This is a genomic window from Hydrogenophaga sp. (assembly GCF_035481345.1).
Taxonomy (GTDB): Bacteria; Pseudomonadota; Gammaproteobacteria; order Burkholderiales; family Burkholderiaceae_C; genus Hydrogenophaga.
The window spans coordinates 13,664-38,935 of the sequence record NZ_DATIGV010000064.1; the positions used below are offsets into that span (position 1 = coordinate 13,664).

General features: G+C 71.0%; 29 protein-coding genes. 19 read left to right on the forward strand and 10 right to left on the reverse strand.

What is annotated here, in order from left to right; all coding sequences use genetic code 11:
• The first annotated feature begins 89 nt into the window (after nucleotides 1-89).
• Nucleotides 90-626 (forward strand): peptide-methionine (S)-S-oxide reductase MsrA, encoded by a 537-nt coding sequence (gene msrA / locus VLG41_RS06695; protein ID WP_325348612.1) that lies wholly within the window; start codon nucleotides 90-92, stop codon nucleotides 624-626.
• 97 nt (nucleotides 627-723) lie between these two features.
• On the opposite strand, the gene VLG41_RS06700 is transcribed toward msrA, so the two are convergent.
• Nucleotides 724-1,593 (reverse strand): EamA family transporter, encoded by an 870-nt coding sequence (locus VLG41_RS06700; RefSeq protein ID WP_325348613.1) that lies wholly within the window; start codon nucleotides 1,591-1,593, stop codon nucleotides 724-726.
• A gap of 116 nt (nucleotides 1,594-1,709) precedes the next feature.
• Between VLG41_RS06700 and VLG41_RS06705 the strand changes: the two genes are divergently transcribed.
• From VLG41_RS06705 to VLG41_RS06730, 6 genes are all read left to right on the forward strand, one after another.
• A complete protein-coding gene (locus VLG41_RS06705; RefSeq protein WP_325348614.1) occupies nucleotides 1,710-2,216 on the forward strand; it encodes a Fur family transcriptional regulator in 507 nt (168 codons plus the stop codon).
• A complete protein-coding gene (locus VLG41_RS06710; protein WP_325348615.1) occupies nucleotides 2,213-2,866 on the forward strand; it encodes an ATP-binding cassette domain-containing protein in 654 nt (217 codons plus the stop codon). Before VLG41_RS06705 ends, VLG41_RS06710 begins: the two co-directional genes overlap by 4 nt.
• Entirely contained in the window at nucleotides 2,863-4,098 is a 1,236-nt protein-coding gene (locus VLG41_RS06715; RefSeq protein ID WP_325348616.1) for an FtsX-like permease family protein, read from the forward strand. The genes VLG41_RS06710 and VLG41_RS06715 overlap by 4 nt, the downstream gene beginning before the upstream one ends.
• A gap of 3 nt (nucleotides 4,099-4,101) precedes the next feature.
• Complete coding sequence (locus VLG41_RS06720; RefSeq protein ID WP_325348617.1) at nucleotides 4,102-4,347, forward strand: hypothetical protein; 246 nt, start codon at nucleotides 4,102-4,104, stop codon at nucleotides 4,345-4,347.
• A 109-nt stretch (nucleotides 4,348-4,456) separates the two neighbouring features.
• Nucleotides 4,457-5,026: a DUF3299 domain-containing protein gene (locus tag VLG41_RS06725; RefSeq protein ID WP_325348618.1), complete on the forward strand. Its 570-nt coding sequence runs from the start codon at nucleotides 4,457-4,459 to the stop codon at nucleotides 5,024-5,026.
• A 40-nt stretch (nucleotides 5,027-5,066) separates the two neighbouring features.
• Nucleotides 5,067-6,035 carry an AEC family transporter gene (locus VLG41_RS06730; protein WP_325348619.1) on the forward strand — a complete coding sequence of 323 codons (969 nt, stop codon included), beginning with the start codon at nucleotides 5,067-5,069 and terminating at the stop codon, nucleotides 6,033-6,035.
• On the opposite strand, the gene VLG41_RS06735 is transcribed toward VLG41_RS06730, so the two are convergent.
• Nucleotides 6,036-6,497 (reverse strand): hypothetical protein, encoded by a 462-nt coding sequence (locus tag VLG41_RS06735; protein ID WP_325348620.1) that lies wholly within the window; start codon nucleotides 6,495-6,497, stop codon nucleotides 6,036-6,038.
• Nucleotides 6,498-6,499: 2 nt separating this feature from the next.
• Nucleotides 6,500-7,027 (reverse strand): GNAT family N-acetyltransferase, encoded by a 528-nt coding sequence (locus VLG41_RS06740; protein WP_325348621.1) that lies wholly within the window; start codon nucleotides 7,025-7,027, stop codon nucleotides 6,500-6,502.
• A 195-nt stretch (nucleotides 7,028-7,222) separates the two neighbouring features.
• Here VLG41_RS06740 and rpsP point away from each other — a divergent pair, with 195 nt between their 5' ends.
• The 6 genes from rpsP (at nucleotide 7,223) to VLG41_RS06770 (ending at nucleotide 11,205) form a co-directional block, all read left to right on the forward strand.
• The gene (gene rpsP, locus VLG41_RS06745; protein ID WP_325348622.1) at nucleotides 7,223-7,480 is read left to right on the forward strand and encodes a 30S ribosomal protein S16; all 258 of its coding nucleotides are present in this window, start codon (nucleotides 7,223-7,225) and stop codon (nucleotides 7,478-7,480) included.
• 7 nt (nucleotides 7,481-7,487) lie between these two features.
• Entirely contained in the window at nucleotides 7,488-8,075 is a 588-nt protein-coding gene (gene rimM, locus VLG41_RS06750; protein WP_325348623.1) for a ribosome maturation factor RimM, read from the forward strand.
• Between the two features lie 12 nt (nucleotides 8,076-8,087).
• Complete coding sequence (gene trmD, locus VLG41_RS06755) at nucleotides 8,088-8,861, forward strand: tRNA (guanosine(37)-N1)-methyltransferase TrmD (protein WP_325348624.1); 774 nt, start codon at nucleotides 8,088-8,090, stop codon at nucleotides 8,859-8,861.
• A 238-nt stretch (nucleotides 8,862-9,099) separates the two neighbouring features.
• Nucleotides 9,100-9,456 carry a 50S ribosomal protein L19 gene (gene rplS, locus VLG41_RS06760; RefSeq protein WP_325348625.1) on the forward strand — a complete coding sequence of 119 codons (357 nt, stop codon included), beginning with the start codon at nucleotides 9,100-9,102 and terminating at the stop codon, nucleotides 9,454-9,456.
• Between the two features lie 65 nt (nucleotides 9,457-9,521).
• Nucleotides 9,522-10,214, forward strand: a complete 693-nt coding sequence (locus tag VLG41_RS06765; protein WP_325348626.1) for a CoA pyrophosphatase — start codon at nucleotides 9,522-9,524, stop codon at nucleotides 10,212-10,214.
• 61 nt (nucleotides 10,215-10,275) lie between these two features.
• On the forward strand, nucleotides 10,276-11,205 hold the full coding sequence (locus VLG41_RS06770; protein WP_325348627.1) for a CobD/CbiB family protein: 930 nt from the start codon (nucleotides 10,276-10,278) through the stop codon (nucleotides 11,203-11,205).
• A 183-nt stretch (nucleotides 11,206-11,388) separates the two neighbouring features.
• Here the strand turns inward: VLG41_RS06770 and rsgA are convergent, their stop codons facing one another.
• The 3 genes from rsgA to VLG41_RS06785 are packed head-to-tail and all read right to left on the reverse strand — an operon-like array spanning nucleotide 11,389 to nucleotide 13,898.
• Nucleotides 11,389-12,303: a ribosome small subunit-dependent GTPase A gene (rsgA, locus tag VLG41_RS06775; protein ID WP_325348628.1), complete on the reverse strand. Its 915-nt coding sequence runs from the start codon at nucleotides 12,301-12,303 to the stop codon at nucleotides 11,389-11,391.
• Entirely contained in the window at nucleotides 12,303-12,623 is a 321-nt protein-coding gene (locus tag VLG41_RS06780) for a 4a-hydroxytetrahydrobiopterin dehydratase (RefSeq protein ID WP_325348629.1), read from the reverse strand. The genes rsgA and VLG41_RS06780 overlap by 1 nt, the downstream gene beginning before the upstream one ends.
• Before the next feature lie 12 nt (nucleotides 12,624-12,635).
• Entirely contained in the window at nucleotides 12,636-13,898 is a 1,263-nt protein-coding gene (locus VLG41_RS06785; RefSeq protein WP_325348630.1) for a M48 family metallopeptidase, read from the reverse strand.
• 66 nt (nucleotides 13,899-13,964) lie between these two features.
• Between VLG41_RS06785 and orn the strand changes: the two genes are divergently transcribed.
• From orn to VLG41_RS06800, 3 genes are all read left to right on the forward strand, one after another.
• Nucleotides 13,965-14,552, forward strand: a complete 588-nt coding sequence (gene orn / locus VLG41_RS06790) for an oligoribonuclease (protein WP_325348631.1) — start codon at nucleotides 13,965-13,967, stop codon at nucleotides 14,550-14,552.
• A gap of 72 nt (nucleotides 14,553-14,624) precedes the next feature.
• The gene (locus VLG41_RS06795; protein WP_325348632.1) at nucleotides 14,625-16,205 is read left to right on the forward strand and encodes an inorganic phosphate transporter; all 1,581 of its coding nucleotides are present in this window, start codon (nucleotides 14,625-14,627) and stop codon (nucleotides 16,203-16,205) included.
• Between the two features lie 269 nt (nucleotides 16,206-16,474).
• Nucleotides 16,475-18,283 (forward strand): DEAD/DEAH box helicase, encoded by a 1,809-nt coding sequence (locus VLG41_RS06800; protein ID WP_325348633.1) that lies wholly within the window; start codon nucleotides 16,475-16,477, stop codon nucleotides 18,281-18,283.
• 37 nt (nucleotides 18,284-18,320) lie between these two features.
• Here the strand turns inward: VLG41_RS06800 and VLG41_RS06805 are convergent, their stop codons facing one another.
• The gene (locus VLG41_RS06805; RefSeq protein ID WP_325348634.1) at nucleotides 18,321-18,947 is read right to left on the reverse strand and encodes a hypothetical protein; all 627 of its coding nucleotides are present in this window, start codon (nucleotides 18,945-18,947) and stop codon (nucleotides 18,321-18,323) included.
• Nucleotides 18,948-19,059: 112 nt separating this feature from the next.
• Nucleotides 19,060-19,575 (reverse strand): MarR family winged helix-turn-helix transcriptional regulator, encoded by a 516-nt coding sequence (locus VLG41_RS06810; protein WP_325348635.1) that lies wholly within the window; start codon nucleotides 19,573-19,575, stop codon nucleotides 19,060-19,062.
• Nucleotides 19,576-19,665: 90 nt separating this feature from the next.
• Between VLG41_RS06810 and VLG41_RS06815 the strand changes: the two genes are divergently transcribed.
• Both VLG41_RS06815 and VLG41_RS06820 read left to right on the forward strand, forming a co-directional pair.
• Nucleotides 19,666-20,634, forward strand: coding sequence for a tripartite tricarboxylate transporter substrate binding protein (locus VLG41_RS06815; RefSeq protein WP_325348636.1), 969 nt, complete (start codon nucleotides 19,666-19,668; stop codon nucleotides 20,632-20,634).
• A 14-nt stretch (nucleotides 20,635-20,648) separates the two neighbouring features.
• Nucleotides 20,649-21,857, forward strand: a complete 1,209-nt coding sequence (locus tag VLG41_RS06820; RefSeq protein WP_325348663.1) for a flavin-dependent oxidoreductase — start codon at nucleotides 20,649-20,651, stop codon at nucleotides 21,855-21,857.
• A 33-nt stretch (nucleotides 21,858-21,890) separates the two neighbouring features.
• Here VLG41_RS06820 and VLG41_RS06825 read toward each other — a convergent pair whose 3' ends face one another.
• The gene (locus VLG41_RS06825; protein WP_325348637.1) at nucleotides 21,891-22,883 is read right to left on the reverse strand and encodes an AraC family transcriptional regulator; all 993 of its coding nucleotides are present in this window, start codon (nucleotides 22,881-22,883) and stop codon (nucleotides 21,891-21,893) included.
• Nucleotides 22,884-23,040: 157 nt separating this feature from the next.
• Here VLG41_RS06825 and VLG41_RS06830 point away from each other — a divergent pair, with 157 nt between their 5' ends.
• Entirely contained in the window at nucleotides 23,041-24,396 is a 1,356-nt protein-coding gene (locus tag VLG41_RS06830; RefSeq protein WP_325348638.1) for a tetratricopeptide repeat protein, read from the forward strand.
• A gap of 82 nt (nucleotides 24,397-24,478) precedes the next feature.
• On the opposite strand, the gene VLG41_RS06835 is transcribed toward VLG41_RS06830, so the two are convergent.
• Nucleotides 24,479-25,216, reverse strand: a complete 738-nt coding sequence (locus VLG41_RS06835) for a response regulator (protein ID WP_325348639.1) — start codon at nucleotides 25,214-25,216, stop codon at nucleotides 24,479-24,481.
• Nucleotides 25,217-25,272: the final 56 nt, after the last annotated feature.

The window sequence follows — 25,272 nt, forward strand, 5'->3', positions numbered from 1 at the left end:
GGGGGCGGCACCTGCGGCCCGGCACAGCCGGTTCCGCGGTGCCTCCTGGGTTCGTCCCGGGCGGGCGTGGCAACCATTGAGGAATCAAGATGAGCGACAAGCAGGTACTGGTGCTCGGTGGCGGCTGCTTCTGGTGCACGGAATCGGTCTACAAGGAAGTGCGTGGCGTCACCGACGTGGAGTCGGGCTACAGCAACGGCCACGCCAAGCAGCCCAGCTACGAGCAGGTGTGCACCGGGACCACCGGGCACAACGAGGTGGTGCGGCTGGAATACGACCCGGATGAGGTGAGCACGCGCGAGCTGCTGGAGGTCTTCTTCGTGGTGCACGACCCGACCACGCTGAACCGCCAGGGCAACGACGTGGGCACGCAGTACCGCAGCGGCATCTACTTCACCACGCCGGAGCAGCAGGCCGAGGCGCGCGGGATCATCGACGAGCTGACGAAAGACAACGCCTTCGGCCGGCCCATCGTGACGGAGCTGAAGCCGCTGGAGAACTACTGGCCCGCCGAGGACTACCACCAGGACTTTTTCGAGCGCAACCCGCACCAGGGCTACTGCATGGCGGTGGCGGCGCCCAAGGTGGCCAAGTTCCGCAAGACCTTTGCGCGGCTGGCGAAGTAGGGCTGGGTCTGGGATTCGCAGATTTCACTCCACGACCTCGCGGAGCCGGACACCCAAGCGCCGATGACCGGAGCGGTCGGAGAAAGTGAAGCCCTCGTCAGCGCCCTACCCGCCACCGCGGCCAGAACACGATCACCGCCAAGCCGCCTAGCACCAGCGCGCAAGCCCCCAGCTTCCAGCCCGGCATCGCCTCCCCCAGGCTGAGGGCCGAGGCGCTCATGCCGAACACTGGCACCAGCAGCGCCATCGGCGTGACCGTGGCGGCCGAGTGCCGCGCCAGCAGCCAGTTCCAGGCGCCGTAGCCGAACAGCGTGTTGCCGATGGCCTGCCACAGCACGCTCGCCCAGACCACCCCGTCGGCCGAGCGCAAGGACTGCGCGATCAGCGCTGGCCCCTCCACCAACAGCGAAATCAACAACAGCGGCGGCACCGCGAACACGCTGCTCCACACCATGAAGTGCAGCATGTTCACTTCCCCCAGCGTCTTCACCACCAGGTTGGCGCAGGCCCAGAAGAACGCTGCGCCGATGATCAGCCCCAGGCCCGCCACCGTCACCGTCGCGTCCAGGTTGGCGGCGATCAGCCCCAGCCCCGCCAGGGCCAGCACCAGGCCCGCCACCTGAAAGCCCCGCACGCGCTCGCGCATCAGCCACAGCGACAGGGCGATGGTGAAAAACACCTGCACCTGCACCACCAGCGAGGCCAGACCGGGCGAGATGCGCCCGTCGATGGCGAAGAACAGCAGACCGAACTGGCCGGGGCCGAGCAGCACGCCCACGGCGGCCATGGAGCGCCAGCGCGCGGCCGGCCGCGGCACGAACAGCAGCCAGGGAAGGGCCGAGAGCGTGAAGCGCAGCGTGGCGAACAGGAAGGGTGGCAGGCCGTCCAGCCCCCAGCGGATCACGACGAAATTGGTGCCCCACACGGCCACGACGGCCAGGGCGAGCAGCAGGTGGGAAGCGGGCACGGATGGGGCCGGGGGGTGAGGGAGCGGGCAGTGTAGTCACGCGACGCACAGGCGGTCGGCCGAGCCCGCGCATGGGGTTATTATTTGCAACTCAGTTGCGATACGAAGCCGCCGCCATGACCCGCTCTTCCGTTGACGCCGACGCCGTTCCCGACCACCTGCAGGCCCGGCTGGAGGCCGCCGGCCTGCGCCGCACGCTGGCCACGCGCGCGGCGCTGGGGGTGTTCCTGGCGCGGCCTGGGCAGGGGCTGACGCACGCGCAGGTGCTGCAGGCGCTGCGCCAGCGCGGGCACGAGCCGAACCGGGTCACGCTCTACCGCCTGCTCGACCGCCTGGCCGCCTGCGCCGTGCTGGCGCGGCACAGCGACGACCGCGGCACCTGGCGCTACACGCTGCAAGGCGCGGGCGACGCGGCGCGCTCGCACCCCACCGGCTGGCAGCCGCGCTTCGAATGCCGCCGCTGCGGGCAGGACCGCGCGCTCGAGGAGTTGTCCGCCGCCGGCGTGGCGTGGCTGCGCGAGTTGCGGCGCGCGCTGGCCCGCGAGGGCGACCTGGTGGAGCGCGTAGAGCTGGCCCTGCACGGCGTCTGCGCGCCCTGCGCCGAAGCGGAGCGCGCCGCGTGATCCGCACGCGCGCGCTGGGCTTTGCGCACCCCGGCGGGCCGCGCCTGCGCTTCGCCGACGTGGACGTGGCGGCGGGCGGCACGCTGGTGCTGCGCGGGCCCTCGGGCAGCGGCAAGTCCACCTGGCTGGCACTGGCGGCGGGGCTGCTGACGCCCGGCGAGGGCGCGATCGAGGTGGCGGGGCAGTCGGTGGGGGCACTGCGAGGCGCCGCGCGCGACGCCTGGCGCGGCGCCACGGTGGGTGTGCTGCCGCAGGGCCTGCACCTGAGCGCCGACCTCAGCGTGGCCGACAACCTGGCCCTGGCCTACCGCGCCGCCGGCCTGCCGGTGGACTGGCCCGCCATCGATGAACTGCTGGGTGCCCTGGGCATCGAGGCCCTGCGTGATCGTCGACCCTCGGCCCTGTCGGGCGGGCAGGCGCAGCGCGTGGCGCTGGCGCGCGCCCTGCTGCGGCGCCCCGCGCTGCTGCTGGCCGACGAGCCCACCGCGAGCCTGGACGACACGGCCTGCGCCCAGGCGCTGGCCCTGCTGCGCGAGACGGCGCAGCGCGCCGGCGCCACGCTGGTGGTCGCCACGCACGACGCGCGTGCGCTGGCCGTGTTCCATGGCGCGGCCGTGCTGGCGCTTGAGCCGACCGGGGCTGCTGCATGAACGTGGGCCTGCCCCGTCTGGCCTGGCAGTATCTCTGGGCGCGCCCGCTCACCGCCGCGCTCAACCTGCTGCTGCTCACTCTGGGCCTGGCCTCCATTGCCTTCCTCATCCTCGCGCGCGACCAGGTCGATCGCGCCTTTGAGCGCGACCTTGCGGGCATCGACGCGGTGGTCGGCGCCAAGGGCAGCCCGATGCAGCTCATCCTGGCCGGCGTGTTCCACCTGGACGTCCCGCCCGGCAACATCGCGCTGGCCGAGGCGCGGCGCATCGCCGAACACCCCCAGGTGGCGCAGTTCATCCCGCTGAGCCTGGGCGACAACCTGCAGGGCTGGCGCATCGTCGGCACCACGCCGGACTACCTGTCGCTCTACGGCGCCACGCTCGCGCACGGCGCCCTGTGGCAGGCGCCCATGCAGGCCGTGTTGGGCGACGCGGTGGCGCGCGGCAGCGGGCTGGACGTGGGCGCGCGCTTCGTTGGCGCGCACGGCCTGGGCGCGGGCGGCGCGGTGCACGACAGCACGCCCTACGCGGTCACCGGCGTGCTGCGGCCCTGCGGTTGCGTGCTCGACCGGCTCGTGCTCACGGCCACCGAATCGGTCTGGTTCGTGCACGACGAGATGCACGCCGACAAGGACCAGGGCGCCGAGGAGCGCGCCGAGTTGCAGGCCGCGCTGGACGCCGAGCGCGAGATCACCGTCGGCCTGGTGCGCTACCGCAGCCCGCTGGCCGCCGCGAGCTTTCCGCGCTTCGTCAACAGCGGCACGCCGCTGCAGGCCGCCGCGCCGGCCGTCGAAGTGACGCGGCTGCTGAGCCTGATCGGGCAGGGCACGCAGATCCTGCGCGCGCTCGCGGGCGTGCTGCTCGTGGTGGCGGCGCTGTCGGTCTTCATTGCCCTCTGGAGCGCGGTGCGCGAGCGCCGCGCCGACCTGGCCCTGCTGCGCCTGCTGGGTGCGCCGCCGCGCCGCGTGGCCGCCTTGCTCCTGGCCGAGGCCGGCTGGCTCGCCGTGTTGGCCACGGCCTTGGGCCTGCTGGCCGCGCAGGGCCTGGCCGCCCTCGCCAGCCGCGGTTGGGGCGACGCCGCCTTGCCCACGCTGCTGCGGGCCGGCCACTGGCCCACTGCCTTGGCCTGGGTGCCTCTGCTGGCCCTGGGCGCCGCCCTGCTGGCCGCCGCGCTGCCCGCCGTCGCCGCCTACCGCGCCGACGTTCACACCCTTCTCAACCCCCGGAGCTGATCCATGAAAGCACTCGTCGCCACCACCCTGTTCGCCGCCCTGCTGTCGGCGGGCACCGCCTTCGCCCAACACTCCGAGAAGGAGATCAAGGAAGACATCGAGCGCCACCGCGCCATGGCCGTCGCCCATGAGGGCGCGGCCAAGTGCCTGGAAGCGGGCAAAGGCGAAAAGGTCTGCCAGGCGGAACTCGCGGCCGCTTGCAAGGGTCTTGCCCTGGGCAAATACTGCGGCCTGCGACACGCGCACTGATGACCACCCCCGCCGCGCTGCGCGCGACCCCCTGAAAGGGGGCGGCGCCTGCGGCCCGGCAAAGCCGGTTCCGCGGCACCCTCGGTCAGACCTCTTCGCTCCGCCATCCATGCATCCGTACCGACGTCACCTTCTGCTGAGCCTGGCCGCCCTGGCCTCGGGGCAGGCCTTCGCGCAGGTGCTGAACTCCCCGCTGGGCGCGCCGCCCGCCGATGGTGCCGGCGCCGGCGCAGGCCCGATGGGCCTGCCGCACGGCCAGGGCGCGGGCGTGCACAGCCCGCAGAGCCCCATCGCGCCGCTGCCCCGGCGCGACGACGTGGTCGCCTGGTCGCTGCTGACCGACGTGAAGACCGAAGTGAAGACCGTGGCCAAGCGCAAGCGCGTCGTGCCGGTCTACCCGCCCGAGGTGCGCGCGCTCGACCAGCGCCGCCTCAAGCTGCACGGTTTCATGCTGCCGCTGGAGCCGGGCGAGAACCAGCGCCATTTCCTGCTGGCCTCGGTGCCGCTCACCTGCTCGTTCTGCACGCCGGGCGGCGCCGAGAGCCTGGTGGAGGTGCGCACGAAAACACCCGTGAAGTACCGGCTCGAGGCGGTGGTGGTCGAGGGGAAGTTTCACGTGCTCGACAACGACCCCTACGGCCTGTACTACCGCCTGAGCGAGGCCGAAGGCAGCCGCTGAACCGGCGGGGTGGGCCGGGTCCGGGCGATACCATCGCCGGGTGAACCTTGCCCAGCACCCCCTTTTCGTCTCCCTCACGCCCGTTTTCCTTCTCATTGCGCTGGGCTATCTGGCGGGGCGGCGCGAATGGATCCGAGACACGGCGGTCAAGGACCTGTCCAACCTCGTGTTCCTGCTGCTCATCCCGGCGCTGCTGTTTCGCACCATGGCCTCGGTGCACCTGGAAGCGCTGGATCTGCGCCCCGTGCTGGCCTATTTCCCGGTGGTGGTGCTGGTGCTCTTTGCCATCGTGGCCTGGCGGGGCTTCAGCCGCGAGAGCGTGGTCATCGCCATGGCCAGCGTGTTCTCCAACATGGTGATGATCGGCATCACCCTGGCCGAGCTGGCCTACGGCAAGGCCGCGCTGGTCACCATGCTCACCCTGGTGTCGGTGCACGCCCTGATCCTGCTCAGCGTGGGCTCGGTGGTTCTCGAGCTGGTGGTGGCGCGCGAGGCCCGCGAGCGCGGCGAGGCGGCGGCGCCCTTGTGGGCCACGCTGGGCTCGGTGATCAAGGGCACGCTCATCCATCCCATTCCCTTGCCCATCCTCAGCGGGCTGCTGTTCGCCCAGACCGGCTGGACCTTGCCGGTGGTGATCGACAAGCCCCTGCAGCTGCTGGGCAGCGCCTTCGGGCCCATCGCGCTGGTGCTGGTGGGCGTGAGCCTGGCGCGCACGCCGCTGGCCGGGCATTGGCGGCCCGCGTTCGGCGTGGTGCTGGTGAAGAACCTGCTGCTGCCGCTGCTGGTGGGCCTGTCGGCCTGGGGGCTGGGTATCACGGGCTTGCCGCTCACGGTGATGGTGGTGGCCGCGGCGCTGCCCGTGGGCGCCAACGTCTTCCTGTTCGCCCAGCGCTATGAGACTGCACAGGCGCTCACCATCGCCGCCACGGGCCTCACCACCGTGATGGCGCTGTTCACCCTGAGTCTGGTGATGACGGCGATGGCCTGGCTCAACCCGCTGGGCAACTGATCACTGGCTGATCTTGCGCGCCTCTTCGACCTGGTACTCGAAGTAGCGCTGGAAGCCGAAGGCCAGACTGCCCATGAAGGCAATGGTGCCCACGAGCAGCGAGAGCACCAGCGCGATGACGGTGAGCCAGTGGGTGCGGCCGGCCGTGCCGCCGGGATGGGCGGGGTTGAACCAGCGGTCCCACTTCTCCGCGTCGGCCAGGGCGTAGACGATGCCCGTGAGGCAGGCCGCGGCGATGCTCAGGCCCAGCAGCGGGATCAGCACCCAGGACAGCTTGTCGTCCTGTCCGTGCGCCAGCACGCGCTCCACGCCGTACCAGCCCAGCGCGGTGGGCAGCGGGTGCAGCCAGCCCACCCAGTCGCCCAGGCCGCGCAGGTAGAAGCGGTGCAGGCCCAGGGCGCCGCCGATGAGCGCCAGCCACACGGCCAGGGTCTTGTTCTTGCCGTTCTTGCGTCCGGGCACGTTCAACCCTCCTGCGGCGGCGTGTGGTGCGCTTCGCCCAGGGGTTTTTCCATGATCACGATGTCCAGCCAGCGGCCGAACTTCCAGCCGCAGGCCTGCACCGTGCCCACGGGCGTGAAGCCCAGCGCGCGGTGCACGCCGATGGAGCCGGCGTTGGCCGAGTCGCCGATCACCGCCATCACCTTGCGGATGCCCGCGCGCTGCAGCACCGCAAGCAGTTCGGCCAGCAGCAGCCGTCCCAGGCCCTTGCCGGCGGCCTCGGGCGCGAGGTAGATCGAGTCCTCCACCGAGAAGCGGTAGGCCGGGCGCGGCTTGAACCAGTTGCCGTAGGCGTAGCCCAGCACCTGCCCGCCTTCTTCCACCACCAGCCAGGGCAGGCCCTTGCCCAGTGCGTCGGCGCGGCGCTGGGCCATCTCGGCCTCGGTGGGCGGGGTGGTTTCGAAGGTGCCGGTGCCGTGCAGCACGTGGTGGGCGTAGATGCGGGTGATGGCAGCGAGGTCGTCGTCGGTGCTGGGGCGGATGAGGGGCATGGGTGGAAGACGGAAGAAGAGGGTGTGTGGCGAGATGGGCGGCGGGCTATAATCGCCGGCTTTGCGGTGTTTCGCTGGCCGGGTGGTCAGTCGTGTGTCTCAGACACCGCGGAAATTGCTGTGAAGCAGCGGATCGAAAGATCCGGCGGCACCCCGGAAGTCCCGGACCGTGCCCAACCACCCGAAGGATAAATCATGGTCGTCATTCGACTCTCCCGCGGCGGCGCCAAGGCCCGTCCGTTCTACACCATCGTCGCCGCCGACAAGCGCTCGCGCCGCGATGGCAATTTCATCGAACGCCTGGGTTTCTACAACCCCAACGCCAAGGGCGGCGAAGAGAAGCTGCGCATCGCCAGCGATCGCCTGAACTACTGGCTCGGCGTGGGTGCCACCCCGTCCGACACCGTCGCGCGCCTGGTCAAGGACGCCAAGGCCGCCGCGCCGGCCGCCTGACCGCGCCATGTCCGCGGCCCTGGTCGCGTCGGCCCTGCCGGCCGATGCCGTCGAACTGGGCCGCATCCAGGACGCCTGGGGCATCAAGGGCTGGGTCCGCATCCAGCCCTACAGCGCCGACACCGACGCGCTGTTCGCCAGTCGAGACTGGTTTCTTCAGCCGCCCGAAGCCCGCTTCGCGCGCGGCTTTTCCGTTTTCACGGGTTGCGTGGCCTTGCGCGTGGCCGAGCTCAAGGCCCACGCCGATGGCCTGGTGGCGCGGCTCGAGGGCGTGGACGACCGCAATCTCGCGGAGTCGCTCAAGGGCTGCCGCATCAGTCTGCCGCGCAGCGCCTTTCCCGAGCCCGAGGAGGGCGAGTACTACTGGGTCGACCTGATCGGCCTTCGGGTAGTCAATCGCGAGGGCGAGGACCTGGGCGTGGTGCGCGACCTCATGAGCACCGGGCCCACCTCGGTGCTGGTGCTCGAATACCTCGAGACCGTGGACGGCGAGGAGCGCAGCGCCGAGCGGATGATCCCCTTCGTGGCCGCGTACATCGACGACGTGGACCGCGCGGCGCGCCGCATCACGGCCGACTGGCAAAAAGACTATTGAGCCAGGGCGCCCATGCGCTTCGACGTCGTCACCCTGTTCCCCGAGCTGTTTGAGCCCTTCCAGGCGCACGGCATCAACCGCCGCGCGTTCGAGTCGAAGCAGGTCGACGTGCGCCTGTGGAATCCGCGCGACTTTGCGGAAGGCAACTACCGACGCGTGGACGATCGGCCCTTCGGCGGCGGGCCGGGCATGGTCATGATGGCCGAGCCGCTGTGGCGTTGCCTGCAGGCCATCCGGGCCGAGCGCGCCGAGCCGGAGGGCGAACGCGCCCCGGTCGTGCTGTTCTCGCCCGTGGGCGATCGGCTGGACCACGCCGGCGTCGAGACCTGGGCGGGCAGCTCCCGAGGCGCGGTGCTGGTCTGCGGGCGCTACGAGGGCATTGACCAGCGCTTCATCGACGCCTGCGTCGATGTGCAGCTCAGCCTGGGCGACTTCGTGCTTTCGGGCGGCGAAATCCCCGCCATGGCGCTGCTGGACGCGGTGGCGCGACTGCAGCCGGGCGTGCTGGGCGACGAGGGCAGCCACCAGCAGGACAGCTTCAACCCCGCGCTGGACGGCCTGCTGGACAGCCCGCACTTCACGCGACCCGAGGTCTGGCAGGGCCCGCAAGGCCCGCTGGGCGTGCCGCCGGTGTTGCTGGGCGGGCACCACGAGCGCATCGAGCGGCATCGGCGCGAGCAGCGCCTGGCCCTGACGGCCCGCCAGCGGCCCGACCTGATCGCCAGGGCCCGGGCCGAAGGCCGCCTGGGCCCGGACGACGAGCGCTTCCTGCGCGGCCTCGGCTGAAACGATGACCCCCACGCTCCGCCGCTGCGCGGGTCGCTGCCCCTCGAGGGGGCTGATCCGCCTTGGGGCGGCCCTGCGGCGGATCGCTACCCCGGCTTGGCCGGACGGGGCGCGTCTGGCTATAATGGCGGGCTTTTCGATCCTCTGGCCGGCCGCCGCGACCGTTGGGTAAGTCAGTTCCGACTTCACGGATTCGCGGCCTTTAGTGCAGCGCGGCCACGATCGTGGAACAGAAACCATGAACCTCATCCAGACCCTCGAGCAGGAAGAAATTGCCCGCCTTGGCAAGACCATTCCCGCTTTTGCGCCCGGCGACACCGTGATCGTCAGCGTCAACGTCATCGAAGGCACCCGCAAGCGCGTGCAGGCCTATGAAGGCGTCGTGATCGCCCGCCGCAACCGTGGCCTCAACTCCAGCTTCATCGTCCGCAAGATCTCCAGCGGCGAAGGCGTGGAGCGGACCTTCCCCCTGTACAGCCCGCTGATCGCCAAGATCGAGGTCAAGCGCCGCGGCGACGTGCGCCGCGCCAAGCTGTACTACCTGCGCGAGCGCAGCGGCAAGTCGGCTCGCATCAAGGAAAAGCTGGGCGCCTGATCCGGCCTCACCGAAAAAGCCGCTCCCCGGAGCGGCTTTTTTGTCGCCGCTGCGTCCATCCGCCCATGACCGAACCCGTCGTCCGCATCCCGCCCTTCGATCCGCGCACCGTGCCCGTGGTGGCCACGGGGGCGAGCGAGGGCCTGCCGCCGGCGGCCGCGCACCGGCTCACGCCCGACGGCCTGCGTTCGCTGTTCGAGGCGCCGCCGATCTGGACACCCGAGTTCGTTCGCGAACGGCGCTTCGCCGATCGCGAGCCGGCCGATGCGGCTGTGCTGCTGCCGCTGGTGGTGCGCGACGAACTGACGCTGCTGCTCACGCAACGCACGTCCACCCTGTCCACCCACTCGGGCCAGATCGCCTTTCCGGGCGGCAAGGTCGATCCGGAGGACGCCGACGCCATCGCCGCCGCCCTGCGCGAGGCGGACGAGGAGATCGGCCTGCCGCCGCAGAACGTCGAGGTGCTGGGCACCTTGCCGGTCTACATCACGGGCACGGCCTTCCATGTGACGCCCGTGGTGGCCCTGGTGCAGCCGGGTTTCACGCTCAGGCCCAACCCGCACGAAGTGGACGACGTCTTCGAGGTGCCGCTGCGCTTCCTGATGGACCCGCGCCACCACCGCCGCCACCTCATGAACTTCGACGGCAACGTACGCGAGTGGTACTCCATGCCCTGGCACGATGGCCAGCATGAGCGCTTCATCTGGGGCGCCACGGCCGGCATGCTGCGCAACCTGTACCGCCTGCTCACGGCCTGATCCGCGGCCCGAGTCGCGTGCGGTGAGGACCTGGCCTCGGGGGCCCACTATCATCGGCCCCATGGGTTTCCTGGCCATCCTGCTGGCGCTGCTCATCGAGCAGGCCCGTCCCCTGTCGTTCAACAACCCCGTGCACGCCGGGCTGCGCGCCTGGGGCCGCGGCGTGCGTCGCAACCTCGACGCCGGCCAGTCCTCGCACGGCTGGCTGGCCTGGCTGCTCGCCGTGGGCGTGCCCTCCGCGCTGGCGGCGCTGATCTACCACGCCCTGTGGGAGCTGAGCGGCGTGCTGGCCTTCGTGTGGACGGTGGCCGTGCTCTACGTGACGCTGGGTTTTCGCCAGTTCAGCCACCACTTCAGCGAGATCCGCCGCTGCCTGGAGGACGGCGACGAGCGCGCCGCGCGCGAGCAATTGGCGCAGTGGCTGCGCGTGGACGCGAGCGCCTTGCCGCGCGCCGAGCTGCTGCGCCAGGTGATCGAGCACTCGGTGCTGGCGGCGCATCGCCACGTGTTCGGCGTGTTCGTGTGCTTCCTGTTGTTCTGGGTGATCGGTCTGGGCCCGGCCGGGGCGGTGTTCTACCGTCTGGCCGAATACCTCTCACGCAACTGGCGCGCGCGCCCGGACGGCACGCCCAGCGAGGCTCTGCGCCGCGCCGCAGCGATCGCTTGGCGCTGGATCGACCATGTCCCCGCGCGCATCACCGCCCTGGGCTTCGCGGTGGTGGGCAACTTCGAGGAAGCGGTGGCGAGCTGGCGCGCCGACGCCGAGCAGTTCGCGCCCGGCAGCGACGGCGTGGTGCTCGCGGCCACCTCGGGCGCCATCAACGTGCGGCTGACCCCGCAGGACCCGGCGGCCCCACCGCCGGACGAGACCGATCCGGCCGCGCGGCCCGAGCCCCAGCTCGCGCACCTGAGCAGCGTGGTGGGCCTGGTGTGGCGCGCGGTGGTGCTGTGGATGCTGCTATTGGCGCTGCTGACGCTGGCTCGGGTCTGACAAATGGGCCCTCACGCTCCGCCGCTGCGCGGGTCCGCGCCTTGCAGGCCGCGGCAGCGCCGGAGTCGCTGCCTCTTCGGGCCGTCCAAGCCTGCGCAGGCAGGTTTGGAGCCGCGGCCCTCAGCCCCCCAAGGGGGCTGATCCGCCTTGGGGCGGCCCTGCGGCGGATCGAGCCCGCGCGGTTCAATACAGGCGCTTGTTCGCCAACTCGTCGAACAACTCGTTGTAGAGCCGGTAGCGGGTTTCATCGATCGCCAGCGGGTCGCTCGCGGGATCGGCACCCACGTGCGATCGCACACCGCAGCCGGGCTCGTGCCGGTGCGTGCAGTTGTAGAAGCGGCAGTCGCCCAGGGTGGCGCGCAGATCGGGCATGAGCTGCGCGAGGTGCTCGGCTTCCAGGTGGTGCAGGCCGAACTCCTGAAAGCCCGGCGAATCGATGAGCGCGCTTTCACGCGCCGCGTCCAGCCAGTACCAGGTGGTGCTGGTGGTGGTGTGGCGTCCGGTGTTGAGCGCGCGCGAGATCTCGCCGGTCTGGGCGCCGGCCTCGGGCACCAGGCGGTTCACCAGGGTGCTTTTGCCCACGCCCGAGGGGCCCAGCACCAGCGTGTGGCGGCCCGCCAGGCGTTCGCGCAGGCTGTCCAGGCCCTGGCCCTGTTGCAGGCCCAGCGGCAGCACGGCGGTGCCCATGCGCCGGTAGGCTTCCAGCCGCGCCCAGGCGCGCTCGAAAGCCTCACCCAGGTCCTGCTTGTTCAGCACGATGAAGGCGCTGATGCCCTCGGCCTCGGCCGCGAGCAGGGCGCGCGTGAGCTGGCTTTCGGAGAACACCGGCTCGGCGGCGAGCAGGATCAGCACCTGGTCGAGGTTGGCCGCGAAGGCCTTGGTGCGCATCTCGTCCTGGCGGTAGAACAGGTTGCGCCGGGTCTCGATGCGCTCGATGCTGCCCTCGTCGCCAGTGCGTTGCCAGGCGACGATGTCGCCCACCACCACCGCGCTCTTCTTGCCGCGCGGGTGGCACAGGGTGCGCTGGCCGTCCTCGTCCTCCACCAGGCAGTGGCGGCCGTGCGCCGCCACCACGCGAGCGAGCTGCGTGCCGGCCATCAGGTCGCGAGCAAGGCGTTGACCGCCGCCGCGCAGTGGAAGTCGCTGACAGAGATGCCGTTCACATCGTGCGTGTTGAAGCGCAGGGTGCAGCGGTTGTAGCCAAAGGCCGCGTCGGGGTGGTGGTCCTCGCGGTGGGCGATCCAGGCCATGGCGTTCACGAAGGCCATGGTCTCGTGGTAGTTGGCGAACCTGAAGGTGCGCTCGATCGAGCCGTCGATGAGCTTCCAGCCATCGGCCTCGCTGCCGTTGAGCTGGCTGAGCTGGGTGACGATTTCGGTGGCGTTGAGCGCGCGGCGGTTCTGGTGGATGGGGTTCATGGTCGGGCGCCCTCAGGCGGTTTGCAGGCGCGCCAGGCGTTCGCTGGCGGGGGGGTGAGAGTAGTAGAAGCGCGCGTACAGCGGGTCGGGCGTGAGCGTGCTGGCGTTGTCCTTGTAGAGCTTGAGCAGGGCGCTGGCGAGGTCGGCGCCGCGCGTCTTCTCCTTGGCGAAGGCGTCGGCCTCGAACTCGTGCTTTCGCGACAACTGCGCGGCCAGTGGCGACAAGAAGAAGGTGAACAGCGGCACCACCAGCAGGAACAGGATCAGCGCGAGCGCGTCGTTGGGCGCGCCCAGGTCGGGCTCCACGCCGAGGCCGGTGTAGAACCAGGCCTGCGAGGCGGCCCAGCCCAGCGCCGCGAAGCCCACGAGGCTCAGCGCGAACAGCATCACCACGCGCTTCGTGATGTGACGCAGGCGGTAGTGGCCGAGCTCGTGCGCGAGCACGGCGTCGATCTCGTCGGGCGTGAGCTGCTGAAGCAAGGTGTCGAAAAACACCACGCGCTTGGCGGCGCCGAAGCCGGTGAAGTAGGCGTTGGCGTGCGCGCTGCGCTTGCTGCCATCCATGACGAACAGCCCCTGGGCCGAGAACCCGCAGCGCGCCATGAGCGCATTCACGCGGTCCTTCACGGCCGCGTCGGTGAGCGGCTCGAACCGGTTGAACAGCGGCGCGATGAGCGTGGGGTACAGCACCAGCGCGAGCAGGTTGAACACCATCCACACGCCCCAGGCCCACAGCCACCAGGTGTCGCCGGCCGCGCCCATGAGCCAGAGCACCAGCGCGGCCAGCGGCAGGCCGATGGCCGCGCCCAGCAGGCCGCCCTTGAGGCCGTCGGCGATCCACAGGCCCAGGCTGGTCTTGTTGAAGCCGAAGCGCTCCTCGAGCCGGAAGGTGGCGTACCAGGAAAAGGGCAGGCCCAGCAGGCCGCCGATGAGCGCGAAGGCGGCGATCAGCGCGAGCTGCTGCCACAGGCCGGGGCCCATGAGGTCGAGCAGCGCGAGGTTGAGGGCGTTGAGCCCTCCCAGCAGCGTCCAGCCGATGAGCACGGCGGTCTCGAAGGCGGTGCCCAGCAGACCGAAGCGCGCCTTCGCGATGGTGTAGTCGGCCGCCTTGCGGTGCGCCTCCAGCGGGACGGTGGTGTCGAAGGGCGCGGGCACGTGCTCGCGGTGGCGGGCCACGTGGCGGATCTGCCGGCTGGCCAGTGCGAAGCGCGTGAGCAGGCCCAGCACCAGCAGGGCGCAGAAAACGGCGGTGAAGGCGAGGGAGGCGGTGTCCATGAAGGCGCCAGTCTACCGGCGCCCATGCGCCAGCGCCGGCCCGGGCGGATGACGGAGAATCGCGGGATGAGTTCGAATCCCGCCGACATCACCGCCCCCGAGATGCCCACGCTCGCCAAGAACGACCAGAACCTGGTCTGGATCGACTGCGAGATGAGCGGCCTGGACCCCGAGAAGGAGCGGCTGCTGGAGATCGCGGTGGTGATCACCGGTCCCCAGCTCACGCCCCGCATGGAAGGCCCGGTGATCGTGATCCACCAGAGCGATGCCGTGCTCGACGCCATGGACGCCTGGAACAAGGGCACACACGGCCGCAGCGGCCTCATCGACAAGGTGCGCGCCAGCACCGTGAGCGAGGCCGAGGCCGAGCAGCAGCTCATCGACTTCATTGCCCGCTACGTGCCCAAGCAGGCTTCGCCGCTGTGCGGTAACACCATCGGGCAGGACCGCCGCTTCCTCGTGAAGTACATGCCCCGTCTCGAGGCCTACCTGCACTACCGCAACGTCGACGTGAGCACGCTCAAGGAGCTGGCCAAGCGCTGGCGCCCCGAGGTGGTGGACGCCTTCAAGAAGCGCCAGATGCACACCGCCCTGGCCGACGTGCACGAGTCGATCGACGAACTCGAGCACTACCGGGCGCAATTCCTGCGCTGAGTTCGCGCCGGGCCCCCGCGGGCCTGTCGGCCCAACTGAATGACAATACGGTGACTTTCACGCCGATTTCACATGAAGAAGAAGTCCCGCTCCTTCGTCGAACGCCACTATGAGGCGTTGCAACTGGCCACCGCGGTGGCCTTTCTATTGCTCGTGGGCCTGTACGCCTCGCTCACCGGCGCGGCCGACGCCGGGCTGAGCCGCACGGCCGTGTGGTTGCTGATCATCGCGGCGGCGGTGGGCGCCTACATGGCCATGAACATCGGCGCCAACGACGTGGCCAACAACATGGGCCCGGCGGTGGGCTCGGGCGCCATGACCATGGGCTGGGCGATCGTTGTCGCGGCGGTGTTCGAGGCGCTGGGCGCCATCGTCGCCGGGGGTGACGTGGTCAGCACGATCAAGGGCGGCATCATCGACCCGGCCGACATCGCCGACCCCACGCTGTTCGCGTGGGTGATGTTCGCCGCGCTGCTGGCCGGCGCGCTGTGGCTCAACCTGGCCACGGCGCTGGGCGCACCGGTGTCCACCACGCACTCCATCATCGGCGCCGTCATGGGCGCGGGCATCGCGGCGGGCGGCTGGGGCATGGTGCACTGGTCCACCATTGGCGCCATCGTCGCCAGCTGGGTGATCTCGCCGCTGTCGGGCGCGCTGATCGCCGCGGTGTTCCTGTACGTCATCAAGCGCAGCGTGACCTACCGCACCGAAAAGACCGAGGCGGCCGCGCGCGTGGTGCCCGTCCTGATCGCGATGATGGTGTGGAGCTACACCACCTACATGCTGCTCAAGGGCGTCAATCAGGTGGTGAAGATCAATTTCGTGGTGGCGCTGCTGGCGGGCCTGGCCACGGCCGCGGTGGTGTGGGCGCTGATCCGCAAGCCCATCGAGCGCGCCGCGCTGCGCCAGGAGAACTCCAAGGACGGCGTGAACCAGCTCTTCACCTGGCCGCTGGTCTGCTCGGCTGCGCTGCTGAGCTTCGCGCACGGCGCCAACGACGTGGCCAATGCCGTGGGCCCGCTGGCCGCCATCTACGAGGCGGTGAAGGAAGGCGCCATCGCCACCACCGCCGGCACGCCGATGTGGATCATGGTGCTGGGCGCGCTGGGCCTGTCGGTGGGGCTGGGGCTGTATGGCGCCAAGCTCATCCGCACCGTGGGCAAGGAAATCACCGAACTCGACCAGATGCGCGCCTACTCCATCGCCATGGCCGCCACGCTGACCGTGATCATGGCCTCGCAACTGGGCATGCCGGTGTCCACCACCCACATCTCCATCGGCGCCGTGTTCGGCGTGGGCTTCCTGCGTGAGTTGCTCAAGGTCAACTACGCCAAGATGGAGGCGGTGGTGCGCGCCGGCCACCAGGGCGCCGACCGCGAGGAGGTCGAGGCCTACATGCAGCGCTTCGAGGCCGCCGAGGTGCAGGAGAAGAAGCAGATGCTGGCCGACATGAAGCAGCGCGCCAAGGTGCGCGGCCTGGACGGCGCGGTGTTCGACAAAGGCGAGCGCAGGGCCTTCAAGAAGGCCTACAAGAAAGAGATCGTCAAGCGCTCGGTGGTGCTGCGCATCGTGGCGGCCTGGATCGTCACCGTGCCGGCGACGGCGGTGCTGGCCGCGCTGCTGTTCCACCTGGTGGCCGCGGTCATGGCCTGACCAGGTCTTGGGGTTTTCCCGGATCTGTGCGAGAATCTCGGGCTTCGCTGGCAACGGCGAAGCCTTTTGTGCATTGGCCTCACACACCCGGCCCCCGAACACCGCCCGCCATCCAGCGCGAGCGAGCAGGGGCCACCGCTTCCGGGCGGACCGTTTGTGGTTGATGTTGTGTAACCACGAACGGATCCGACGCCCCGGGGCTTGAATCTCCCCTTCGCGCGGCATTCGGTCATTGGCGCCCCATTCCTTTGCGGGGCGCAGGAACGAACATGAGCGACGCTTTCGAAGCGCGCGGCGAAACCTCGCCCGCGATCTCTCCCGAACAACAACAGCAAGCCCCGGTGGACGCCAGCGCCTTCGCCGCGTTGGGCCTGGCCCCCGAACTCGTGTCGGCCGTGGCCGACCTGGGCTACACCCAGCCCACGGCCGTGCAGGCCAAGGTGATGCCACTGGCCATCAAGGCCGAAGGCGCCGAGCGCTACGCCGACCTGATGGTCTCCAGCCAGACCGGCAGCGGCAAGACCGCCGCCTTCCTGCTGCCCGTGCTGCACACCCTCATCGAGCAGCAGGCCGCGCGCGAAGCGGCCGAGCGCGCCGAACGCGAGCGTCTGGCGGCCGAGGCCACCGCGCGTGGCGAGGCGCCGCCCAAGGCGCCCAAGCGCAAGAACCCGCTGCTGCCGCGCCACTTCAAGCCCGCCACGCCGGGCGCCCTGGTGCTGTGTCCCACGCGCGAACTCGCGCAGCAGGTGGCGCACGACGCCATCGACCTGGTGCGCCACTGCCGCGGCCTGCGCATCGCCAGCGTCGTGGGCGGCATGCCCTATCAGTTGCAGATCGCCAAGCTGCAGAACGCCGATCTCGTGGTCGCCACGCCGGGCCGCCTGCTTGACCTGCAACGCTCCATGCAGCTCAAGCTCGACCAGGTGCAGTTCCTCGTCGTCGACGAAGCCGACCGCATGCTCGACCTGGGCTTCTCCGACGACCTCGCCGAGATCAACGCCCTGACGGCGCAGCGCCGCCAGACCATGATGTTCAGCGCCACTTTCGCGCCGCGCATCCAGCAGCTCGCCTTGCGTGTGATGCACGACAACGGCAAGCACGTGCAGAAGGTGCAGATCGACAGCCCGCAGGAAAAGCACGCCAACATCAAGCAGGTGCTGTTCTGGGCCGACCACGCCGAGCACAAGCGCAAGCTGCTCGACCACTGGCTGCGCGACGCCTCGATCGACCAGGCCATCGTGTTCGCCAGCACGCAGATCGAATGCGACGGCCTGGCCGGTGAACTGCAGCAGGCCGGCTTCGCGGCCGTGGCGCTGCACGGCGCGCTCAGCCAGGGCCTGCGCAACCGCCGCCTCATGGCGCTGCGCAACGGGCAGGTGCAGATCCTCGTGGCCACCGACGTGGCCGCGCGCGGCATCGACGTGCCGACTATCACCCACGTCTTCAACTTCGGCCTGCCGATGAAGGCCGAGGACTACACGCACCGCATCGGCCGCACCGGCCGCGCGGGCCGCGACGGCCTGGCCGTCACCTTCGCCGAGTTCCGCGACCGCCGCCGCATCAGCGACATCGAGGCCTACACGCAGCAGCGCTTCAAGGCCGAGGTGGTGCCGGGCCTGGAGCCGCGCGAGCGCCCGCCGGCACCGCGCCGCGAGGGCTTCTCGCAAGACCGCCGTGGTGGCGGTGGCCGCCCGGGTGGCCGTCCCGCCGGCCGTGGCGAGGGCTGGGGCCCGTCGCGTGGCGAGGGCCGCGCGCCCTACGGCGAGGCGCGTCCGTTCCGTGGCGAAAGCCGTGCGCCCCATGGCGATGCACGTCCCGCGCGTGCGGAGGCGCGCGCGCCGTACCCCAACGAAGCGCGTGCGCCCTATAACCCCGAGTCGCGCGCTCCGCGCGGCGACGTGCGCTTCTCGCGCGGTGATGACCGCCCGGCCCAGGCCCGGGGTTGGGGCCAACGCCCCAATGGCGGCGGCGGCGCGCGCGAAGGCGGCTTCGGTTCGCGCGAAGGCGGCTTCGGCGGCCCGCGTGGCGGCGGCTTCGGCGAACGCGCGGGCGGTCCGCGCGGCCGCCGCGACCGCTGAGCCCAGGCGTTCCCCGATCAGCGCCGCGCGACGGCGCTCACGTCTCGAGCCACTCCAGCACCTCCCAGGTGCCCGCGAGTGGCTCGTCGCCGTTCACGGTGGCCAGATCCATGCCCAGGCGCTGAAGGTGCCAGGCGCGCTCGCGTCCATCGGGTGGCGCCTGGTTCGCGCGCTCGACGCGCCAGTGCGTACCGGTGTCGTCCAGCCGGCCGAAGGCCAACTCGGGCGAGCCCTGAGTGGCGGGCCTGAAATGAAGCAGGTAGTCCCCGCAGATCAGCAAGCGCTCCTGCGTGGGCAAGCCCTGCGAGTCGCGACGCGCGAGCGCGATGCGGCGCCCCTGCGAGGCCGGCAGGCGTTCCCATACCGCCAGTTGGCGCTCCCGCAGCGCGGTCTGCACGATGCGATCGGGTGTCTGGAACACGCTGTGTTCGGCGCCCGGGCCGCTGCGTGGGCCCAGCGTCTCGTCCCGGTCGCTCAGGGCGCCGTGCCAGTTGCCGGTCTGCACCCAGCGCACCCACGTCGTGGTGTCGCGCCCTGCTGGTGTTTCGAGCAGGGTGCGGGCCCACACGCCCTGGTAGGCCGGCGCCACCGCGAGTGGCGCGTGCGCGGCCGCGCCGAGCGGAGCGATGGCCGTTGCCAGTTCATGTGACTCGATCAGTTGCACGCTAACGGCCCCCGTGTGCGGTGATCGTCCGGTTCGGTGCGGACGGCGGGATCGACAAATCCCGTTCCGCACGCCATAGCAATCGTCGGGCCAGCCTCGGGCTGGCGCCCGCTCAGGCGGCGGAGCGGCGCGGGCGCGCGCGCGGCGTGGGAGCCGCGTCGGCATTGGGTTCCAGCGGGACGAAGGGCGCACGCGCCTCGTCCGCCAGGCCATTGGTAAGCGTTTGCAACAGCTCGATCAATTGGCGCCGCTGCGCCGGCGTGAGCGGCGAGAGCAGGCGCTGGTAGGCGCGCTCGGCCGGCTCGCGCGCGGCGGCCAGCAGCGTCTGGCCTTCGGGGGTGAGGCTCACCGTCATCTGCCGCCGGCTCACGCTGGAGCGCTCGCGCGACACCAGGCCGCGTTCCTCCAGACCCTTGAGCACGCGCATCACCGTCACCTTGTCGAAGGCGAGGGCGCGCGACAGCCGCGTCTGGTCGAGCCCCGGTTCGGCCGCCAGCACGGTGAGCACGCCATACTGCGCCGGCGTGAGACCCACGCTGGCGCAGGCGTTCTCGAACACCGCCGCCGAGATCTGGTGGGTGCGACGAAGCAGAAAGCCCGGGCGTTGGTAGAGGTCGTTCAAGGTCATGGCGTTCGTCGGAGGATCGGGATTCTACGGATGTGCGGCGGGCGAACTTTCCCCGATATTTGAAAGCATGCTAACGATAGGAGTCCTCGCATGACCCCCGGTTTTCCGCTCACCCGCCGCGGCCTCGTCGCCGCCGCGCTGCTCGCTTCGGCGGGCGTGGCCGCCGCGCAGGACGGCCCGCTGCGCCTCGTCGTGCCCTTCACGCCGGGCACCGGCATCGACCTCATCGCCCGCACCGTGGGCCCCAAGCTGTCCGAGCGCCTCAAGCGCCCGGTGGTGGTGGAGAACCGCGCGGGCGCCTCCGGCAACATCGGCACCGAGGCCGTGGTGCGTGCCGCGCCCGATGGCAGCACCCTGCTGGTGAGCGTGAACACGCTGGTGATGAACCGCAGCCTGTACCCGCAGATGCCCTTCGACCCCGTGCGCGACCTGCAGCCGGTGAGCCTGACGAGCTGGGGTCAGCTCATCCTGGTGACGCACCCGCGCTCGGGTTTCAAGACCGCGGCCGAGCTGATCGCCGCCGCGAAGAAGGCGCCTGGCAAGCTCAACTACGCCTCGCCCGGCGTGGGCACGCCGCACCACCTGTCGATGGAGCTGTTCAAGAACACCGCCAAGGTCTTCCTCACGCACATTCCCTACCGCGGCACCGGCCCGGCCGTCACCGACATGATCGGTGGCCAAGTGGACGCCATGTTCCTGCCCATTCACGTGGCGCTGCCGCAGGTGCGCAGCGGCCGCCTGGTGGCGCTGGGCATCGGCAGCGACAAGCGCCACCCGCTGCTGCCCGAGCTGCCCACGCTGAGCGAGGCCAAGGCCGGCGAGGTGAACGTGGACATGTGGTACGGCATCTTCGCGCCCAAGGGCATGCCCGCCGCGCAAGTGACCGCGCTCAACCGCGAGATCAACGACATCCTGCGCAGCGAGGACGTGAAGAAGGCCTTCGAAGGCCAGGGCATGGACCCCGCGAGCGACACGCCCGATGGCTTCGCCAGGCTGGTGAGCAAGGACGCGGACCGCTGGGCCGCGCTGATCAAGGCACAAGGCATCAAGGCCGAATGAAGCAGGGCACGACGATGAAGATCGCGGTGGTGGGAGGTGGCATCGGTGGCCTGGCGTTCGCGCTGGCACTGAAGCAGCGCGGGCTGGATTGCGATGTCTACGAAGGCGTGGCCGAGGTGAAGGAACTGGGCGTGGGCATCACGCTGCTGCCGCACGCCATGCGCGAACTCGACGCCCTGGGCCTGACGGCCGAGCTGGAGGCCATCGCGATCGAGAACCGCGAGAGCGTGTTCTTCAACCGCTGGGGGCAGTTCGTCTACAGCGAGCCGCGCGGCCGCCACGCGGGCTACCCGCTGCCCGAACTGGGCATCCACCGCGGCAAGCTGCACGGCGTGCTGTGGCGCGCCGCCCTGCAGCGCCTGGGCAGCGCGCGCCTGCACACCGGCCACCGCTGTGTGGCCATCGAGCCCGACGCACAGGGCGCGACGCTGCGCTTCGACACCGGGGCGTCCGCGTGGGCCGACGTGGTGGTGGCCTGCGATGGCGTGAACTCCGTGATCCGGCGGCACCTGCACCCGCAGGACAAGGTCTGCTACGCCGGCATCAACACCTGGCGCGGCGTGTCGGTGCACAAGCCCATCCTGGACGGCAAGAGCTACCTGCGCATCGGCAGCATCGACACCGGCAAGATGGTGATCTACCCCATCGTCGACAACGTCGATGGCCAGGGCAACCAGCTCATCAACTGGGTGGCCGAGATCCGCGACCCGCGCGCGCCCATGAACGACTGGAACAAGCCCGGCCGCGTGGAGGACTTCCTGCCGATCTTCCAGGACTGGCGCTTCGACTGGCTGGACGTGCCGGCGCTGATCACCGGCGCGCAGCAGGTCTTCGAGTACCCCATGGTCGACAAGAACGCCCTGCCGCACTGGGGTGAGGGCCGCGTGACGCTGCTGGGCGACGCCGCGCACCCCATGTACCCGCGCGGCTCCAACGGCTCGGCGCAGGCGCTGATCGACGCGCGCACCCTGGCCGACGAACTGAGCGCCACGCCCGCCGACGCCGAGGCCGCGCTGCGCCGCTACGAAGCCGCGCGCCTGCCGGCCACGTCCCGGGTGGTGGAGACCAACCGCACCCTGCCGCCGGACTTCATCATCATGAAGGCCGACGAGCTCAGTGGCGGCCAGCCCTTCACCCGCATCGACGACCTGATCAGCCAGGACGCGCTGCGCGAGATCTCCGAGAACTACAAGCGCATCGCGGGGTTCTCGCTGAAGGCCTGAGGCCCGGCGGGGCGATCGCGGCGACCCGCCGCGTCACGGCGCCAGCAGCGTCGCACCCGCCTGGCGGCGCCGCCACGCCGCCGGCGACTCGTTGAAGGCGCGCTTGAACGCCCGGTGGAAGGCGGGTTCGCTCTCGTAGCCCGCCACCTCGGCGATGCGCGCGATGGGTTCGTCGGTCTCGCGCAGGCGCTCGGCCGCCAGCCGCATGCGCTGCTGGGCCAGGTAGCGCATGGGCGGCTCGCCCACCAGCGCGGTGAAGCGCTCCGCGAAGGCCGATCGGGACGCCCCGACCAGGCGGGCCAGTTCTTCCGTTGTCCAGGCGCGCTGGCGTTCGCCGTGCAGCAAGGCCAGTGCGCGGCCCACCTTGGCGTCGCGCAGGCCGGCGAGCCAGCCATTGCCGCCCTCGGGCTGTCCCGCCAGGTACTGGCGCACGGCCTCGGCAAACAGCAGTTCGGCCAGCCGACTCAGCACACTGGGCGTGAGGCCGTGCTGCGCGCCAGCGGGCTGCGCGGCGAAGCGCAGAGAACTCTCCACCCACTGCGCCGAGGCGGGGTCGCCCAGACGCAGGTGCAGCACCTCGGGCAGGGCCATGAGCAGGGGATCGCTCACGTTGTCGTGGCCCAGGTAGCCGCAAAAGAAGCGCGCGCCCAGGCGCTGCCCCGGGTGCACCAGGCGCAGCACCCCATGGTGGCCCGCGTGGTGGTCCAGCTGTTCCACCGGCAGAGGGGGCGCGCCGAGGTCGCTGCCCAGACGGTGGCGCTGGTTGCGCGGCAGGATCGCCAGATCGCCCGCGCGCAGTTCGATGTCGCGCGCCGCGCCCTCCACGCGCAGGCGCATCGTTCCCTCGCAGACGTAGTGGTAGGCGATCACCTCGCGCGGCAGCGGCGTGAACTCCGCGCAGTCCTCGGGCCCCACCTGCGACAGCACGCACCAGGGCTCGCCGAACTCGGCCTCCACGAACACGCCGCCGCGCAGGCGCAGCGCGCGCAGCACGTCGTCCAGGGCATGGTCGGGGGCGTCGTTCATATCGATGGGGGAGGGGGCCGGCGGATCGGCAACAAAACCCGGCGGCGCGGGCATGGCCGCCGCCGGGCAGGCTGCCTAGATTAAGGGCACCGGCACCGCGCGGGCAATGACTGCCCGTCGCGCGCGCCGGATTTCCTCGAACCACGGAGCATTTCCCATGATCACCGACGCACAAGGCCAGGCGCTGTCAGGCGCCACGCGCGAGGCCGCGCAGCACTTCGACCAGGCAGTCACCGCCTTCAACCTGTACCGGGGCGACCCCATCGCGGCGCTGGACACCGCCCTCGCACTGGCGCCGCGCTTCGCCATGGCCGCGCTGCTCAAGGCGCACCTGATGGCCGTGGCCACCGAGCCCGCCGCCACGCAGGCCGCGCGCGGCCTGCTGGCCACGGTGGCCGGCTGGCCGCTCAACGGGCGCGAGCGCTCGCACCTGGCCGCGGCCACGCGCATCCTCGATGGCGAGTGGTCGGCCGCGGCCGTGCTGCTGGACCGCCACCACGTCGAGCACCCGTTCGACATCGTCGCGCTGCAGGTCGGGCACCTGGTGGACTTCTTCCGCGCCAACGCGCGCAGCCTGCGCGACCGCATCGCGCGCACGCTGCCGCAGTGGGCCGCCGACCGGCCGGGCCGTGGCCTGCTGCTGGGCATGCACGCCTTCGGTCTGGAGGAGTGCGGCCAGTACGCCGAGGCCGAGGACGCCGCCCACGCCGCGCTCAGCGCCGAGCCGCGCGACTGCTGGGCGCACCACGCGGTGGCGCACGTGATGGAGATGCAGGCGCGCCACGAGGACGGCATCGACTGGGCGCGGGTGCGTGAGCCGCACTGGTCGGGCGCGGACAACTTCTTCCAGGTGCACAACTGGTGGCACCGCGCGCTGTGCCACATCGAGACCGGCGAGGCCGATGAGGCGCTGGCGCTGTACGACGGCCCCATCCGCGCCGGCCGCAGCGCGGTCGCGGTGGACATGGTGGACGCCTCCGCCCTGTTGTGGCGCCTGCACCTGGGCGGCCACGCGCTCGGCGATCGCTGGGGCGAACTGGCCAGCGCCTGGGACGCGCACGCCGACGGCGGGAGCTACGCCTTCAACGACTGGCACGCCACCATGGCCTGGCTGGGCGCGGGCCGCGACGCCGAGGTGCGCGCGCTGGAGGCGCGGCTGCGCCACGCAGGCGAACGCGGCGAGGCGGCGCGCTGGGCGGCGGAGACCGGGGCCGACCTGGTGGCCGGCTTCGCCGCCTTCTGGCACGGCGACTTCGAGCGGTCGATCGACTGCCTTTGGCGCGCGCGCCCCATCGCCAACCGCTTCGGCGGCAGCCACGCGCAGCGCGACGTGATCGACTGGACCTTGACCGAAGCGGCCCTGCGCGGCGGCCAGCGCGCGCTGGCCGAAGCCCTGGCGCACGAGCGCCTGGCGCTGCGGCCGGACAGCGGCGCCAACCGCGCCTTCCTGCGGCGCGCGCTGGCCCTGGCGGCGCACGCGAGCGACGAGCCGGCCGTGCGCCTGGCCGCCTGAGTGGCCGGGCGCGCGATCGGCCGCCGGGCCGCCCCAAGGCGGATCAGCCCGACCCGCGCAGCGGCGCAGCGTGGGGGTTCGATCAGTCCTCGCCGCTCATGGTGACCAGCAACTGGATCACCTCGGCGCATTCTTCCTGGATGCGCTGGACGGGGTAGAGCTCGGCCGCACTGGCGCCGGCCGGGGCGCGCTCGCGCAGCGTCTCGGCCTGCAGCAGGATGGCCGAGATGCGCTCGAACAGCTCGGAGGTGATGGCGTGCACGTCCACCGCGGCCGCCGCGGCCACCGGGACGGCGGCTGGGGCGGCGACTGGCGCGGGAGCGGGAGCGGGAGCGGGGGCCGGCGCCGGCGCCGGCGCGGCCGCGCGTTCGGCGGCCTTGCGCACCGGCAGCGGGCGCTCGTCGAGCTCGATGTACTCCATGGCCTCGCCGCTCAGGATCTGCTCCAGCCGCAGGCGGATCAGGTCGCGGTCGATCGGCTTGGTGAAGAAGTCCAGCACACCCGCGTCGAACGCGCGCTGGCGGTACGACGAGGTGTTGTGCGAGGTGACCATCACCACCTTGGTTTTCGCCAGCGCGGGCTTCTCGCGCATGCGCGCGATCACCTCATAGCCGTTGAGATCGGGCAGTTCGGCGTCGATGACCAGCAGGTCGGGCTGGTGCTGGGCCAGCTTGGTCAGCGCGTCGTCACCGCGCACCGCGAAGTGCAGTTGCGCGATGTCGAGCAGGGTGCGCGCGAGCAGGTGCACCATGCCCGGGTCGTCGTCGACGATCAGGATCTTGTGGCGCCGGGGCGCGGGGTTCACGGGGGATGGCGACATGGCGCGCTCCTGGGTCAGGCGGTGAGCGGGCGAAAGCCCTCAGGGTACATCTCGGC